This is a genomic window from Mesorhizobium sp. M7A.F.Ca.MR.362.00.0.0, assembly GCF_004023175.1.
Taxonomy (GTDB): domain Bacteria; phylum Pseudomonadota; class Alphaproteobacteria; order Rhizobiales; family Rhizobiaceae; genus Mesorhizobium.
Map to the genome: position 1 here is coordinate 1 of NZ_RZTF01000115.1, position 16,516 is coordinate 16,516.

General features: G+C 59.1%; 14 protein-coding genes. 8 read left to right on the forward strand and 6 right to left on the reverse strand.

Translation table 11 applies throughout. The annotated features are described in order from the left end of the window. Positions 1 to 432, forward strand: a 432-nt coding sequence (locus EOC06_RS16175; protein WP_164898608.1) for an ABC transporter permease, incomplete at its 5' end; no start/stop codon positions are given. A gap of 210 nt (positions 433 to 642) precedes the next feature. Beyond that, positions 643 to 1,122 (forward strand): class I SAM-dependent methyltransferase, encoded by a 480-nt coding sequence (locus tag EOC06_RS16180; RefSeq protein ID WP_127380495.1) that lies wholly within the window; start codon positions 643 to 645, stop codon positions 1,120 to 1,122. 127 nt (positions 1,123 to 1,249) lie between these two features. Here the strand turns inward: EOC06_RS16180 and EOC06_RS16185 are convergent, their stop codons facing one another. Then, positions 1,250 to 2,665, reverse strand: a complete 1,416-nt coding sequence (locus EOC06_RS16185; RefSeq protein WP_128308236.1) for an adenylate/guanylate cyclase domain-containing protein — start codon at positions 2,663 to 2,665, stop codon at positions 1,250 to 1,252. A gap of 186 nt (positions 2,666 to 2,851) precedes the next feature. On the opposite strand from EOC06_RS16185, the gene EOC06_RS16190 reads away from it, so the two are divergent. The 3 genes from EOC06_RS16190 (at position 2,852) to EOC06_RS16200 (ending at position 5,669) form a co-directional block, all read left to right on the forward strand. Next, positions 2,852 to 3,691 carry a hypothetical protein gene (locus EOC06_RS16190; protein WP_245463574.1) on the forward strand — a complete coding sequence of 280 codons (840 nt, stop codon included), beginning with the start codon at positions 2,852 to 2,854 and terminating at the stop codon, positions 3,689 to 3,691. Positions 3,692 to 3,765: 74 nt separating this feature from the next. Beyond that, positions 3,766 to 4,290: a GNAT family N-acetyltransferase gene (locus tag EOC06_RS16195; protein ID WP_128308237.1), complete on the forward strand. Its 525-nt coding sequence runs from the start codon at positions 3,766 to 3,768 to the stop codon at positions 4,288 to 4,290. Further along, on the forward strand, positions 4,290 to 5,669 hold the full coding sequence (locus tag EOC06_RS16200; RefSeq protein WP_128308238.1) for a hypothetical protein: 1,380 nt from the start codon (positions 4,290 to 4,292) through the stop codon (positions 5,667 to 5,669). Before EOC06_RS16195 ends, EOC06_RS16200 begins: the two co-directional genes overlap by 1 nt. Positions 5,670 to 5,691: 22 nt before the next feature. Here the strand turns inward: EOC06_RS16200 and EOC06_RS44840 are convergent, their stop codons facing one another. Next, a complete protein-coding gene (locus EOC06_RS44840) occupies positions 5,692 to 5,820 on the reverse strand; it encodes a hypothetical protein (protein WP_281035284.1) in 129 nt (42 codons plus the stop codon). 537 nt (positions 5,821 to 6,357) lie between these two features. Between EOC06_RS44840 and EOC06_RS16205 the strand changes: the two genes are divergently transcribed. Continuing rightward, positions 6,358 to 9,654 (forward strand): adenylate/guanylate cyclase domain-containing protein, encoded by a 3,297-nt coding sequence (locus tag EOC06_RS16205; protein WP_128308239.1) that lies wholly within the window; start codon positions 6,358 to 6,360, stop codon positions 9,652 to 9,654. A 19-nt stretch (positions 9,655 to 9,673) separates the two neighbouring features. After that, positions 9,674 to 10,354: a redoxin domain-containing protein gene (locus EOC06_RS16210; protein WP_127380484.1), complete on the forward strand. Its 681-nt coding sequence runs from the start codon at positions 9,674 to 9,676 to the stop codon at positions 10,352 to 10,354. 77 nt (positions 10,355 to 10,431) lie between these two features. Here EOC06_RS16210 and EOC06_RS16215 read toward each other — a convergent pair whose 3' ends face one another. Genes EOC06_RS16215 through EOC06_RS16230 form a run of 4 tightly spaced genes read right to left on the reverse strand, consistent with a single transcriptional unit; the run spans position 10,432 to position 14,966 of the window. Next, positions 10,432 to 11,502: an adenylate/guanylate cyclase domain-containing protein gene (locus EOC06_RS16215; RefSeq protein ID WP_128308240.1), complete on the reverse strand. Its 1,071-nt coding sequence runs from the start codon at positions 11,500 to 11,502 to the stop codon at positions 10,432 to 10,434. 3 nt (positions 11,503 to 11,505) lie between these two features. Next, positions 11,506 to 12,000, reverse strand: a complete 495-nt coding sequence (locus tag EOC06_RS16220; protein ID WP_023809564.1) for a Rab family GTPase — start codon at positions 11,998 to 12,000, stop codon at positions 11,506 to 11,508. Between the two features lie 13 nt (positions 12,001 to 12,013). Continuing rightward, complete coding sequence (locus tag EOC06_RS16225) at positions 12,014 to 14,284, reverse strand: OmpA family protein (RefSeq protein ID WP_128308241.1); 2,271 nt, start codon at positions 14,282 to 14,284, stop codon at positions 12,014 to 12,016. Positions 14,285 to 14,291: 7 nt separating this feature from the next. Then, positions 14,292 to 14,966, reverse strand: a complete 675-nt coding sequence (locus EOC06_RS16230) for a hypothetical protein (protein ID WP_031212622.1) — start codon at positions 14,964 to 14,966, stop codon at positions 14,292 to 14,294. An 898-nt stretch (positions 14,967 to 15,864) separates the two neighbouring features. Here EOC06_RS16230 and EOC06_RS16235 point away from each other — a divergent pair. Then, positions 15,865 to 16,516 (forward strand): glycosyltransferase family A protein (locus EOC06_RS16235; RefSeq protein ID WP_164898609.1); only part of this gene is annotated, 652 nt, incomplete at its 3' end.

Here is a 16,516-nt window from a genome sequence, read left to right on the forward strand (position 1 = left end):
CCGATCCTGATCTACTTCGGCATCACCGTCATCCTCGGGGTGCTCGACTGGACCGGACTGGCGCGGGCCGTGCGCTCAAAGCTTCTGGCCTTGCGCGAGGAGGATTACGTTCTGGCCGCGCAGTTGATGGGCGCCGGAAGCAGCCGCATCATTGGGAGGCATCTCATCCCCGGCTTCATGTCGCATCTGATCGCGACGGCGACGCTCTCCATTCCCGGCATGATCCTGGGCGAAACGGCGCTGAGCTTCCTCGGACTCGGCCTGAGGGCACCGATAACCAGTTGGGGCATCCTGCTCACGGAAGCGCGCAGCGTCAGCGTGATCGCGTTCTATCCATGGCTTCTCTTGCCGATGCTCCCCGTCATTCTCGTCATCATGGCGTTCAACTTCCTCGGCGACGGCTTGCGCGACGCCGCAGATCCCTACAAGTGATGTCGTTATTTTGCCGCGCGCCGTGCCGCCTATTCCACCCGGTATGATCCTTGCCGGTCGCTTGTACGGTTGTTGCAGTGTTCATCGTCCGCCTCTATATGTGCCGACACGTGATCGAGTTTGGCACTACGCCTTCGGGATTCACCCGTGAACAGTTCTTGTCGGCGGCATTGACGATCTCTTGAGCTGGTTCAGGAAACACAAAAGCATATGAGTCGCCTCGAGAATTTCATCAGCAGGATGACCGCACAGCGCGACATTCTCGACCAAGTCTGCGTCGAGGTGGCGAAGATGGAGGGGCTTGTATTCGAGCTCGGCCTCGGCAACGGTCGGACGTTCCACCATCTGCGCGAGCGCCTGCCCGGGCGCCGGATCGTGGTGTTCGACCGCGAAGTCGGCGCACATGCCAGCTCAATTCCCGAAGCCGAAAACCTCGTGCTCGGCGAAATACGCGAGACGGCCCGCAAGTTCATTGGCATCGAAGCCGCCCTTGTTCATGCCGACATCGGCACCGGCTATGACGATCGGGATGCAGTGACTGCTACCTGGCTACCCGATCTGATTGCGAGCCTGCTTCGAGTCGGCGGCTTCGCGGTCAGTGGCACGCCGCTCGATCACCCGCTGCTGCAACGGCTCCCGGCGCCGACTTCAGAACCCGCCGATCGTTATTTCCTCTGCAAGCGCGTGTGAGCGGCCGAGAGCGCCTCATCTTTTCACGCAAACGCTGCTCCACCGCAATTCCAAGTGAAAGTGCTACGCGCTTTCCCCGAAAAACCGTTTACACTTTCCCTGGGATTGCTCTGGGCGGCCCAATTGCTCAGGGGATTGTATACACCGCTATCTCCCGCTCGATGCCGCGCAGCGAGACTTCGTGAGGCACGGGCGTCAGAGCGTTCCTGCGCAACAGATCGGCGGTGAGATTGTCGTCGACCACCGCGCGGGTGGCGAAGATAGCCTGTGCGTTGGCCAGGTTCTGGACCCGTGAGGCAATGTTGACCGTCTGGCCGAAATAGTCCTGTCGCTCATTCATGGACACGGCGATGCAGGGGCCGGCATGGACACCTATCTTGAGCAGCAGATCCTCGCGCCCGCTTCTGTCATTGAGCGCACGCATGGCATCACGCATCCTGAGGGCCGCAGCCATCGCGCGATCAGGCGTCGCGAATGTCGCCATCACCGCATCACCGATGGTCTTCACCACCGCGCCTGCCTCCGCCGCGACGATCTCGTGCAGAACCTGGAAATGCACGCGCACGAGATCGAAGGCTGAAAGGTCGCCCACCCGCTCGTAAAGCGCGGTCGATCCGCGCAGGTCGGTGAACAGGAAGGTGAGGCTGGTGATCTTCAGGCGCTGGTTGATGTCGAGCGTATCCGTACGATAGAGGTCGCGGAACGTCTGGTTGGTGAGCAGGCGCTTGGCGGTCAGAAAAGGCCGGCGTTTGCCCAGGAAATTATGCAATGCCTCGCCGGCGATGAAGACTGCCGGCAGCACGCGGGTGTCGGTCCTGTTTTCCAGCGAAATACGCAGCGGACCAGGTTGCATTTCCAGTGTCTGGTTCTGGACATGGTCGCGGTCGAAAGCCAACGACAGGCTTCGCCGCTCTTTTGTTGGTTCGCCCTTCGCGTCGATGAACTGCGCTGAATGGGTGACCGGCTCGAAGACGATGATGAATTCGGACGGAAGCTGTATGGGCAGAACGGCCTTTTCGCCCGGCGCCAGCTCGATATCCTCCAGCGAGAACGCTTCTATGTTTTTCGCCAAATCCTCTTCCGGCAGATCGACGCCGGATCCCCAGTAAATCTGGCGAAAATATTCCACCAACGGCAGTTCGTGTGGATTGTGGGCGGCAATCCTGCGCACGCGAGGGCTGACGGTGAATGTCACCTCGACCATCTCATCGAGGGTCGGCGAATAGCCTTCGGAGCATAGCGCGCAGGTGTATTCGTCCTTCTGCAGGGTTTTCAGCGTAGCGTTGGTGTCGAGCACGCCGCCACAGCCGGGGCACAGAACATTCCATGAAATGTCGAAGATGCCCACCCGCGCCGCATGGAGGAAGGCGCTTATGGCGCGTTCCTCGTCGAGGCCATGCTTGCTGGCGAAAGCCGGCACATTGATGCGGCAAAGTTCATGATCCTTGCCTTCCGCGATGGTCCGCCGGATCGCGTCGATTGCCTGGAGATCGACATCGGTCGATTGCTGCAAAAGCGAGAACAGATCCTGAATTTCGGTCATCGTACAGGCTCCGGAAAATGCACCCCCGAGGTGGTTGACCGGAACCGGTCTTCGTTCCGAGCGCTCTATCTTACTTCGAAACGGATCGTACGGCCATTCGAATGAAAAGCCCGCCGACGTGTCAATTCCGTCGGGATTTTCACCGATCGCAAGCGGTACTATGGTGGGTCCATGGGGTATTCATCTTTGGGACTTTCTCCCGCGCCGACACCCGACAACCCGCCATTTCCCGCGGCCTTGCGGCTTTTCTCGGCGGGGGTCATCATCGTCCTGATTGTCGGCGCCGGCCTTTTTTTCGCGCCTGCGCTGGTCAGGCCGCGCTGGCCTTGGGCCGTCACGCCGTTCAACGCCCGCTTCCTCGGCGGCTTCTACACCGCCGAAATGGCCGTGATGGCGGCGCTGCTGGTCTGGAATCGCTGGTCGCCAGGCAGGCTAGTGCTTGTCATGGCCTTCATCTTCACCGTCATCGTTTCGGCGGCTTCGTTCATCAATCTCGGCTATTTCAACTTCGAGCGGAAAGCGCCCTGGCTCTGGTTCTTGGTCTATCTTGCTTCGGTCGCGGTATCCGGGCTGTTCCTGTTACGGGCCGGGGGCCGTCCTTCCGCAAAGGGCGTGACCTTAAACTCTGCATGGCGCGGCTATATGTCGATGGAAATGGCGATCCTTGGGCTTTATGGCGTCGGTCTGTTGCTGTTTCCCCTGACATTCGGCGGCTTTTGGCCGTGGCCGATCGACGCCTTCCACGCTCAGGTTTACAGCGCCATCTTCCTCGCCGGAGCGGGCGGCACATATCTCGTCTGGAAAAGCGCGCCGCGCGAAGAGCTGCTGGTGCTCGGTCTGGCGCAGTTTCTGGTCGGCTTGTTTGCCATCCTTGGCCTTGTCATCACCGAGGCCGTAATGCACCGGATCGACTGGACGGCGACGGGAACATTGTGCTGGCTCGCCCTTTTCGGCTGGATCGGAATCAGCGGCATCTTCAAACTCTACGCCGTCTCCCGGTACTTCAGCGCGCAATCGGCATCATAGGATGATGAGATGGCTGGATTTTCAGATGATGTCCGGTGCATCGTGCCGGGCCTATTGCCTTTGCCGGGAAAGCCATGACCAGCACGACCTCGCCATTCCCAAAGGAAATCCAGCCGCAACTCCGGGCCATTCGGCCAAGCGATGCGGAGGCGCTTTGCGCCATCTTCAACATGCCGGGCTTCCGCTGGGGCACGCTCAGGATGCCATTCGAGATGGTGGAGCAGGTAGAACGGCGTATCACCAAGTCCGGCCAGGAAACCACCTGGATCGTTGCCGAGCTGTACGGCAAGGTCGTCGGCCATGGCAGCCTGGTCGTGCAGGGTTCGCCGCGCCGTTCGCACATCGGCGAGATCAATATCGGCCTTGACGATGGCTTTGTCGGCAAGGGTATCGGCTCTGCCATACTTGGCGCGCTGCTTGACGTGGCCGACAACTGGCGCGCCCTGAAGCGAGTCGAATTGACCGTCTATGCCGACAATGAACCGGCCATCCGCCTCTACACAAGCCACGGCTTCGAGGTCGAAGGCCGGCATGTGAAGGCCGGCTTTACCGAAGGACGGTATCACGACCTTCTGAGCATGGCCCGGCTGCGGTTCTGATGACCAGGGACTTTGATCCGACCCTTAAGGCTCCGGTGGATGTTCTGGCAGTGCTGTCACTGCTCTGCCCGGAAGTCGTGCGTGACATCGAGCAGAACTGGAATGCACCGGTTTCCGAATACGCCCGCCATCTGTGGCGGCCGGTGGCAAGGCCTGCTTCGGGTCCGGCGATCGCTGCCCGTTCGATCCTGCTTGATGTACTGCATCAGCGCCTTGATTTGATCATGCAGCCTGAAGAGGTCGGCAAGGCCCTTGAAGAATTCGACCACAGACCGGTGATCCAGTCCGGCCTACACTGCCTGCTGCTGATGGACAGGATCACCTTCGATGCCCTCCTGTTTGCCTGGCTCGGCGCGGTCGAAAACGGGCTGTCGGCGTTCGTCGGCTTCATGGGAACGACGATGACCATGGAGACAATTGGCCGGGAGGGGCCGGGATGGCTCGATGTCGGCGACGACAAGGTCAACTTGTTTGGCATGGGGCGCCACAAACTATGCCGCAAAAGCGCCTGCGCGGCCGGCCCGGTCACCCTCAACAAGCGGGCGCTCGAAGCGGTGGGCGACGAAACGGATGCCAGCCGCTGGCTGGGCACACTGCTCGCCAGCCAGGACAAGGTGTTTGGAACCGCCGCCGATGCACTGACAGACCTCAACGAGGATCTGGTCGCCGATTGGGATCGTTCTGGCATGGCTCGGCCGGTGTTCATCGATGACCGGCTCGCGGCTTCCGTCGTGGCGCGGCATCTGGACCATGACGGCAGCCTTCTTTCCAAGCTGCTCCTTGAGCCCGCAAGGCGTCAGCGTCTCGAACGTACCCTGCAAGAGACCGAATCGGGCCCATTTGGCAGATTCCTGCCCAATGCCACGGCCTATTTCTGGGGCATTCGCGAGGAGCGCGTGCGCAAGCTTGTTTTTGAGAACGGGCACCTGATCGAGCCTGAAAGGCCGAATGGTCTTTCCATCCCGTTCGAGCGGGCGCATCTCAAGCAGGCGCTGCTGGACGGCGTGCTGCTGCCGAACTTGTTCTTGACGTTCCTCGTTCTTGCCATATTGCCTCGCGTGCGGGTGGTGGGCGGGCTGAGGCAGATCGGTTATGTAGCGCTTTTCCACTCGATCCTGCTGGCTGCGCTGGATGAAACCGCGCCGGAAGAGCGCGGTCTGGCTGCCGAGTTGCAGGTTCGGGAAAATGCCTGGGGCACCCGGGTCATCGATGAAAAAATGTCGGTCCGCGAACAGGTTGCCGGCCTGCCGGCAGGGAGGCTGTTTCCTGACCTGCTCGGGCACTACCGTTCGCACACCTTTGCCGAGACGACCGACGACCTGAAACTGGTTCGTGAAAACGCCCGATGGCGCAAGATCGGCCGAGCCTTTGGCGTCTGATCCGACCGCATGCCCTCATTTGTCATTGCACTATTCCGGCCTTGCGGAGCCCGTCGATCATGAGTTCGAAATCGGCATGGTTCTTGTAAGGCAAGACTTTGCGACGGTATTCCAGCGAATAGTCAGGATTGACGCGAGCAGTTCCTGCCATGCCGCCCACGCGTGCCGAGATCGCTGACCGAGAGGTCGAGACTCGCCTTGACCTGGCGATAGGCGTCCTCGGACAGGCAATGGCGCCGGGCGCCGCGACGCCCTCCAGACGCGAGGCGAATCTTCGTCCGCGCCGGCGACCGGCTGTATCCAACCACATCTGGAGCCAGGATTGCGACTAGTCTGCGATTCTCGCTCAAGGTCCGTCTCCTCATCTCCATGATAGCAGGAAGACGGAGGGGCGAAGAGAGAACTTCGCAACGACGGCCAAGCAGCCGTCCGAATCGGCAACGCTCCGCCACCGGACCCACGGATGCCCATTTGCTGCCGCTTGCCGGTTGACGGCTATCGGTTCATCATTGTGAATACCCTGGCTGTGAAGGGCGTGGCGAGATCACGAGTCATGGCCCCAAGAGCCGGATGATTGCAGGCCGAATCGACCTGAAATCTGAATCCATCTCTAGGTCAAAGAGACAGAGCAGGATGTGGTCCGAAAACCGCTTCACACTTTTCGGCATCATGCTCGGGTGAGGTTTCCATGGACTGCTCGGGCTGCGGTTTCGAGATTGAGGGCGGTTACGCCTTCTGTCCGAAGTGTGGCAGGCGCCAGCCTGTGCCATGCGCCAGCTGCGGCTACCCCTGCGCACCTGATTTCGAGTTCTGTCCGAAATGTGGGGCAAGCCTTGGTGCGTCCGCAAAAGCCGCCGAACGGTCTGTTCCGAAACCAAGCGGGACCATCGTGCCGCCTTCTCGAATCCTGTCGCTGCCTACGAACATCGAAAGCTATGGGCTGCATCCCGTCTCTGACGCCGATCGCCGGACGGTAACGGTCCTGTTCGCCGACCTTTGCGGCTTCACGACACTCAGCGAACAACTCGACCCCGAGGTGATGCAAGCTCTGCAGAACGCGCTGTTCAAGGAATTGACGGCGGCCGTGCGGAACTTTGGCGGTTTCGTCGACAAATTCATCGGCGATGCGCTGCTCGCTTTGTTCGGTGCGCCGGTGGCGCATGAAGACGACCCGGAACGTGCGCTTTGCGCCGCTCTCGACATGATCGCCCGGACGGCGCGGCTCGGTGAAGGCACTCCCCACTCCGGCTCGCCTCTGTTACTCCACATCGGCATAAACACCGGTCCGGTGGTTACTGGCGGATTGGGCATCGGCACCGCCAAATCCTATTCGGTGACCGGCGACACCGTGAATACGGCGCAGCGCCTGCAATCGCTGGCCGCACCGGGTGAGGTGCTGGTAGGCGAACTCACTCACAGGCTGACCCGGCATGCCTTTTCTTACGAGTCGCTGGGCGATGTCGTGCTTCGCGGCAAGGCCGGCAGCGTGCTCGTCCATCGACTGGATGCACCGCTTGCGGCCCCGCGTGCAGCACGTGGGCTCGAGGCGCTCGGCCTCAGCGCGCCGATGATTGGTCGCGGTGCGGAGCTTCATAGAATGTTGGCGAGCCTTGACCAGGCGTGCGACGGCTCGGCCCAACTTGTCCGCCTCGTCGGAGAAGCCGGTATCGGGAAATCGCGGCTGGTGAAGGAGTTCGTCGCCCGCGTCGGCGACGAGGATCGTTTTCGCAACGTCGCCGTGCGGCAGGCCGCGTGCTCACCGCTGGGCGAACAATCATTTGGCGCCTTGGACGCAGTTGTGCGCAGCGCTGCGGGGATGATGCAGAACGAAAATGGGGATGAAATAAGGGGGAAGCTCGCAGCCTTGCTTACCGATCTCGGCCTGCAGGGCGAAGAGGCGAAGCGACTGATGCCTTTGCTTTACCATGTGCTTGGCCTTGGCGACCCCGATGCCACCTTGCAGCATGTCGAACCCGAGCAGCTGCGGCGGCAAATTCTTTACGCAGTCCGCACAATCATCGAGCGGCGGCTTGCGTTGTCGCCGCTGTTGATTGTCGTGGAAGACCTGCACTGGGCCGACGCCGCATCACTTGAGGCACTGCGTTTCGTGATGGACAGGTTGGAACGCACACGGTTGATGTTGCTGGTCACCCATCGTCCAGCGCCGGACAATGACCAGCTCGATTCAAATCGGGTCAGTCACACGGCGCTCAGGCTTTCGCCGCTCAACAATGATGACGGACGCAGTCTGCTGGCGGCGCTTTTTGGCGAGGGCTGGGTAAACTCCGCAGGAGGGCTTCTCGGCCAGATCCTCGATCGCTCGGGCGGCAACCCGCTTTTTTTAGAGGAGATCGTTCGCGGCCTTATCGATCGCGGTGTATTGATGCGCGAGGGCCAGCGATGGCGGACTGTGGCAGGCGAAGTCGCAACCGGCATTCCCGCCACGATCCAGGCAATGTTGCTTGCTCGGGTCGACCGGTTGCCCCAAGAGGTGCGCCGGTTGGCCCAGGAAGCCGCGGTAATTGGCCCGCGCTTCGATGCCACCCTTCTGAAAACCGTTACATCCGACCCCGGCCGGCTAGAAGCCGGCTGCGAACTGCTTTGCGATGCGGAAATCATCGAGGAAGTTGCCGGATCTGGCTCGGGCTCGTCGCAAAGCTACCGCTTTACGCAAACATTGCTGCAGGACGTGATCTACCAGAATCTGCTCCTGCAACGCCGGACCGACATCCACGGACGGGTCGGTGCTGCCTTGGAGCAACTGTGCGGCGACAAGCCGGAACGGCTCGAGGATTTGGCCGTGCTCGGTCATCATTTCGCACAGAGCGCCGAGCGGGAGAGGGGCGCGCATTACCTGCAGGCGGCGGGTGATCGCGCTCGCATGATATACGCCAACGATGACGCCCTTCGTTTCTATGAGCGAGCACTGACCGCATTGGGTGCGATCGGGCAAACACCGCTCAAACTGGCAATTGCAGAGCGCATTGCCGATCTGAGCGGCCCGGCAGGCCGCCGCCAGGTCGCGCACCACCACTACGAGGCGGTGTTGCTGGCATACCGCCAGTCGGCAGATCGTGTCGCTTCGGCGCGCGTTTTGCGTAAGGTCGGTCGGCTGCTCTGGGACGTCGGCAAGCGGGACAACGCAGAATCCCGCTATGCTGAAGCGGCAGCGCTCCTCGATGGAGCGGATGCCCCGATCGAGCAGGCGCATCTCTGGCAAGAACGTGGCCGACAGGCGTTCCGGAGCGGAGATCACTCCCTCGCGGCAAAATGGGCGGACGCGGCGCTGGATTGCGTACGCACTTTGACGACGGAGCATGTTTCCGACGTAGGACGCGATGCCACTCTTGTGACCGCCGAGGCACTTAATACCAAGGCTGTTGCGCTGGCTCGCCTCGGACGAAACCGTGAAGCCGTTGGCCAGGTCGAGCGCAGCATTGAATTGGCCGAAGCCGCCGGTCTGCTGGGTGCGGCCTGCCGCGGCTACACCAATCTCGGCGTGCTTTACACGACTATCGATCCGGCAAAGGCAATGGAGGTCTGTCGGCGCGGTCTGGACGTGGCGCGCCATATTGGTGATCTGGGTTTCCAGGCCCGCCTCCTCGCCAATCTGGCGGTCGCTTGTTGTACTTTCACGGATCGCTGTCCAACGGAGGGCGTGCCTGCCGCCGAGAAGGCTATCGAGATCGACCGGGCGCTCGACCAGCGCGAGCACCTGCCGGTGCCGTTGATCGTGCTTGGGCAGATCCACCAGTGCAACGGCCGTCCTGAACTGGCGGTTGGCCTGTTCCACGAAGCACTGGACGTCGCCCGCGAAATGGGCGAGCCCCAACTGCTCTTTCCGTGCTATGATGGTCTCGCAACGCTTAATCTGGACCTCGACAATCTGGCCGAGGCCGAACGCTACTTTTCCCTGGCGCAGGGTATATGCGCCCAGCACGGGCTCGACCCGGAAGCGCTTGTGGTGCTGCCTTTTCTCGACTAGCCGGGGTTAGGGGTTGGAAATGTCCGCGCCTAGTGACTTGGTACCGCTTCAACCGGGCGACCGTGCGCCGAACCTGGTGCTTGACGCCATTACCCAGGAAGGCAAGATCGCGCTCGATGACTTTCGCGGGCAAAAACCAGTGCTGGTCGGCCTGTTTCGAGGTCTGCATTGTGCCTTCTGCCGGCGCCACATCGCCGCCCAGGCGCGGCTTGATCCGGAGCTGCGCGAAAGGGGCGTGGAGAGCCTGACGGTGGTCAACACGCCGATCGAACGAGCGCGTCTCTATTTCCGCTACCACCCGATGCCGAACCTGCTTGCCGCCTCCGACCCTGAACGCGCTTCACATCGTGCTTTTGGACTACCCAATCTCGAATTCACCCAAAACGAGACGAACTGGCCGTACAAGGTCTCGATGGCAGCAGCGAAGGATATGCGGGTCGACATACCAGGCGAGTTGCCCGGTCCCATGGATCCTTTTGCAGCGAGCGAAATCCTCGATAGGAAGGACCCTTACGAAGTGACCGAAGCCGACGAACAGATGATCGCAACAGGACACGGACAATTGGTCGGTCAATTCCTGCTGGACAGGCAGGGAATTGTCCGCTGGAGTTTCACGGAGGTTCCGGAGGGGGGGCGATACATGTTTGGGGCGCCCAACCCGAAGGAACTGATGTCAGCTGTGTCGCAAGTCGCCCAATGAGGTCCCGTTTGATCAAATCTTCACGTTAATAATTTGCGGCTTGAGATGCAGTGCGCTCCAGCGTCGGCAAGCGACAATCAGGCTGGGAGCCGCCACATTCGTACACGACCTGCACCACGCAATTCCGTTTCCTCAAGTGGATCGCAAGCAAATTTTGGTCCCAGCAGTTGGCGCGTTGCATCGGAAATACGGATTTCACTGGGCTCCGCGGACGTTTGAATACGCGAGGCGAGATTAACGGTCTCGCCCCACAAGTCATAGGCGAACCGTCTTTTGCCTATGACGCCAGCGACGATCGGTCCCGAGTGAATTCCAATTCTCAGTCTTATCGGTTCTCCTGCGAAGCTTTCGCGTTTGACCGCCTTGCGCAGTTCAACTGCGTAGTGCGCCAGGGCTTGTGCATGATCGGATCGCGCGGTGGGCAGGCCCGCGACCACCATCACACAATCGCCGATTGTCTTGATCTTTTCGCAGCCGTGCCGTTCCGCGAGCCGATCCGCCGCCTTGAAGAAGTAATTCAAGATAGCGAGCGTCGTCACCGCTCCGACGCTGCGCGCTCTTTCCGTAAAACCGACGATATCGGCAAAAAGCACACTCACCTCTGCGTGGTTGTCTGCAATTTTCTTGTGCGCTTTCAACCGCTCCGCGATCGACGCCGGAAGAATGTTGAGGAGCAGGGATTCGGCGCGCTGGTATTCACGCGACAATCCCTCCTGACTCTTCCTCAACGCCTCATTGGCCGAATGTAACTTCTCGTTGAGTTGGCGCTCCCTCTCTTGCAGAAGAGTCATTTCATAAGCCTTCTGTTGAAGCCGCTGCTTGTTGTCGCGTTCGGCAGTGGCATCAAGAAAGAGCAGCCACACGCAGTCATCATCAGCAAAAAGATGAAGGTCCGCGACACGCCCGCTGGGCAGTTCGACCATAGGCATATGAAATGGAAGCTCCGGGCAAGGCAGCAAACCTTCCATGAATTCAAGCTGATCGGCAACAGGCTTACCGATGCGAAGGGATGAGAGCCCGTAATGTTCAACGTTACCGCCCTTCGCCGCTGTCCGCAGCTGGGCGTCAATTTTCACATACGCAATAGCACGCTCGTTGTAGAAGAAATCGTAAATCCAGTTTCCGATCTCTCTTGGCAATCTTTGCATGGTCTATTTGGTGACCATCGAAGCGAGTTTAAGAAACGCATCATCGACATGCTCACCCGAGAGCGCACTTGTCAGATAGACCTGCCATCCACGTTGCCTCAGTTCGTCGATTTCTCTATCCGGTATTACCCACCGATCGGCCAGATCTGATTTGTTGAAAAGCAATACGAACGGCATAGCACCGAATTCAGCCTCGACCCGCTCGCGCAGCGTGAGCGCGGCGGTAAGGGTAGCGGCGCGGGTTCCATCGACGACAAGCACGAGGCCTGTCGCACCTCGCACATGGCTGACGCGGAATGAGCCGATATCATCTTCGCCGGCCAAATCCCATAAAATCAGATCCACTGTTTTGTCCGGGAGTGCGACACTCTTTTTGTCGATCTTCACTCCCACCGTGGTCAAGTAGGTTTCTGAAAAGATGCTTTTCACAAACCTGCGGACCAGGCTCGTCTTTCCGACAGAGAACCCGCCCAGCATACAGATCTTTTTTTGCAACATCTTGGGCTCCGCCCTAGTCCAGGTTTACCGTAACCGAAACCCGGCGATTGGTGGAGCTACCAGCCTGACTATTTTCAGGCACCGCCGGTTCAAAGGTACCCGCACCCCGAACCAGCAGCAGTTCCGGAGCGACGCCGCGCTTTTTGAGAAGCACACGAACTGTCTCGGCACGGGCGGCGCTGATCGACGCGTTGGCCGTCTCACGGCCCGTGGTGTCCGAATGGCCGGTCAACATGAACCGCGCAGTTACGCCTGACTTGCGGGCACTTTGGGCGAATTCCTTTATTTGATCCGCCAATCTGTCGAGAACCGGCGTCTGCTCTGGTCCCGGCACAACTTTGCCGGAAGAGAAGAAAATATCGGTCGTCTGGATGGCCTCTCTCAAATGATTGAGCTCTGCAAGGTCCAGTTCACGCAGCTGCGAGACATCCAGAACCACTCCGTCCGCCGAAAGTTGTTCAGCGGCGGCCTGCGCCCGGTTGATCCAGGCGGCAGGAGCCTCGCCCACGACAACGATGCGACCCTGGATGATCGAAAGTCGGACCGATTTCGGCGGCGTCAGCGACGCCGTCAGCCGCTTCACCACAAACTTCGGATCAAGGCTCTGGTAGAATTGCCACTGCGAATGAACGCGGGCAGGATCGACCTCCGTTCCGGACAGCAGAGCTTGCGGGTCGGCGGCAAGCGGGTCTCGCAGGCCGGAAATATAGAAATGTCCACCCCTGGCCGATTGTTGGGCGACGACAATTCCCGGTTGGGCCTCAAGTCGCGACACATAATACTGCCAGTGCTCCGCCGCGCGTGCTTCGGGGCTCACATCACGAACCTTGGAGATGTCGAATTCCGGTCCGCCTGCCGAAAGCTGTCGGGCCGCTGCGCGCGCCCGATCTATCCAGGTGTCGGGAGCCTCGCCCTCGGCAATGATTCGATCATTGACGATCGAAAGTCGTACTGTATCTGGCGGATACAGCGACGCCGTCAGCCGTTTCAACACGAACTCCGGCTCAAGGCTCTGATAGAATTGCCACTGCGAATGAACCCGGGCGGGATCGACCTCAGTTCCAGACAACAGGGACTGCGGGTCGGCGGCAAGCGGGTCTCTCAGGCCGGCAATATAGAATTGGCCGTCGCGCGCCTGTTGTTCGGCAACGATGATGCCCGGCTGGGCCTCCAGTCGCGACACGTAGGCCTGCCAGCGCGACACATAAGCTTGCCAGCGCTGCGCTGATTGCCAGGAAAGAAAGTACCAACCGCCTGCCAGGCTCAAAAGCAGCAGGGCAACCACCGCCACCAGCCACGGAAATCCCTCGTTTGATTCCTCCTGCTTGAGCTCGACGCAGGTCTGCAACTGCGCCTCTACGCTGGCCAACTGCGAACCGTCGCCGTCAAACTGCTCTAAAGCCTGTGAGGATTCCTCATGGATGCGAAGCAATACATCGCGAACTATTTCATGCAATCCCTCTGGCGGATTTCCCCGGATCACCGAAACCAGGGTCGCAAACGGTCCAACTTCTGACCAGAGACGAAGGTCGCCAAAACGGATTGTGTCCAGGCCGCTCTGCTCTTTCTCGTTAAACGAGTCCTTCACAAAATCCTGAATTGCACTGAGCATCGAAGAGATGAGCTGAGGATCTTCGCTCGTTGCGTTATCGGCGGTTACATGCGCTATCAAAAGACCGGAATTGCGGTGAATGAGAAAGGCATGCTCTATACGATAAACAAGAGAGTGCTTAAGAACAACTTCCGAAAAGCTTGCTCCTGTCCTCCAAGATTCAAATCTCCACTTGAGCCCATGCCAGGTAAATATATGTCTTAGAGTTTCGTTCAGCGACTGAAAGGTCTGGTCGATCTTTTCCCCGATCGACTTGCGAATTGCCGGCAGAAACACCGGGTATAATATATCCGTCAGTGTGCGCGGGCTCTTCTGGATTGACCGTTGCACAGCCCTTTCGACAGCAGGCGCAAGCGCCTCGCCGAGCTGCGCATGAGGCGCTCGCGCGGCCGCACTGGGAAGAATGTCGCCCACTGCTGCCGCAAGCTGCTCGGGTTCGTCCAGCAGATGCGTAACTCGTGAAAGCTCCGAAATTTCGCGGCTGACCAGCAACTGGCGCAGCGTTTCCATGCGAGGATCGGCGGTTGGGACTCCGTCGAAACGCGCACGATAGTCCGGATCAACGTTCCGGGCAATTTCGACCAAAAGACGAGCCAGAGCCTCGCGATCAATTTCTGTATCGTTCGAGGCTGTTCTTTGTGGAAGACTGATTGGGTCGACGGTTGACGTCAAGGTCCCATCAACTCACTTTCCAGCTACGATCCGAGTTGCCCTTGCTGCCGACGGGATCCTGATTCAGACATTTCGCAACCTCTACAAACAGGCCAGCCAAAAGATTTCGGTCGGTCTTAACGTTGCTGAGATCGGCAAACATTTTCTCAATCAGCATCTGAACGCCTTCATTCTTCTGCTTGATTTCCTCACGCAGCAAATGATCGTTTCGATTTATCCGGTCCGAAACGTCCCGCTCAAGCGCGCTCAATTGATCCGACAACGCACGCACCTGCTTTTCAAGTGCCTGGTTTTGCTCGCGAAGATTCCGGTCAATCTCCTTGTCGGCATCGGCTCGTGAGTCTTTTTCGTTCCGCAATTGCGCCGCGAGCGAATCGATCTGCTTCTTTGCATTTGACTCGTACATCTCAAGATTGCGCTTGGCTTCGGATTCGACATCCTTGAAGCGCTGCAACACGCGTTCTTCAAGCTTGGAAAAACGGCGGTCATAGTCCTGCATCTGGTTGCCGAACAGCAGATCGCGTATCTTGTCGACACCTACGGCGTCGCCGGCGCCCCCGTTTTCGCGAACCTGGGCCGCCATGAAGTTCAGCCCGCTTCCGTCTGCATTACCAATCAAATTTGCGTCCGCCTTGTTTGCGGAGGAAACGGCACTCGAAGTACTCGAAGATTCCTTGGCCATCCTTATACCCCTCTATTTGAACACCTGCCACAGTGCAGAGACCCATAAACAGATGAAGATGCCAGCAAAATCCGCGACCTGCAAGCCGGAATCTTCTTGGCGCAAGCCAATTTGGGCGCTCTTTTTACACCTCTTGGACTGGCAGAAAAAGCACCAGTACCGCTAGGTGTTGCTCTCGCCCTCTCTGTGATAGCAACCATAGCCATTTAACCTAATTGGTTATCGGGCGAAATCTACTATGAAGCCGAGTGATACAATGGCATTATGTATATCTATTTAGACAGATTTAAGTAACATGTTTTTATTAGAAATTGCTAAAATAGCTGTTCCAGCGGGCAGCATATTGTCTCTCGCTCCGCTATATACTGCCACCATCAGCTTCCGGCGCGAGCTCAACAGTAGAAGGAGAATCTTCTTTTCACACGAGGAATCGCCGATCGAGAATGCAGCCCGGAATCGCGGTGTTTCGGTCGATAAGAGAGAGCAATAGGCCCCAATAGCTGGCAGTCATTCAACCAAAACTTCAGTGGGCTTGCATTGTTGCGTCGTCGATTGCAAAGGACGCCAGTTTGCCATAGCCAAGTGCCAAGGACCGCAGCTTGTGGTCATGGTGCCGATTTCAGGGACATGAGTATGCGGCATGCTTGGTTTTGACGTGCATCTGCGACAGCCGGCGCCCGATCTCGGCGGCACGGATGAAATGCTGCGCCAGGCTTCTAACGTCGCTAGCAGGACAGGAGCAAGCTCGCCCTGCAGCCAAATGGAGGCGCGACGGCTCGGAAGAGGTCACGGGAGACTGTTTGGACGCAGCATCCTCGATGACCGTTTCCTTTGGCGGGAAATCGCCGGCTATGTCTTGGGACTCTTGTACCTTCGAACCAGGCGTGGGTAAGACGGCATGGCGCATAATCCATTGGTTTCAATCGTGGTTCCCGCGCACAACGCAGAGGTAACGCTGGCGCGCGCACTCGATTGCCTCCTCGATCAGGAAATCGTGGATTGGGAGGCGATCATCGTCGACGACGCCTCCACGGACCGCACCGCCGCGATCATTGCCGGTTATGTGGAGCAAGATGCCCGATTTCGGACGTTGAGTTCTTGCGCGCATGGCCCCGCCGGCGCGCGCAATAGCGGGATTTCGGCGGCGCGCGGCCACTGGCTCATGTTTCTGGATGCACACGATTGGGTAGACGCCAGCTTCCTCGCGAAAATGCTAGCCGCACTGGAGGCCGCGCCCGATTCAGTGGCCGCCTATTGCGGCTCTCAGTGCGTGATGCCCGATGGCGAACTTATTCCGTTGAGCGTCTCTTCAGAGGTTGCGGTCCAGCCCTTTGAAACATTTGCCCGCCGGTGTGCCATCGCCACTCACGCGCTGCTGGTCGACCGGGAGACAATCATCGAGTTAGGCGGTTTCGATGTGTCGCTGCGCACATGCGAGGACTGGGATCTGTGGCAGCGCCTCGCCCGTCTCGGCAGGAATTGGGTAATGGTCGACGAGCCGCTCGCCTTTTACCGGGCTAGCTCCAACTCGCTCACCCGCAATTCATCTC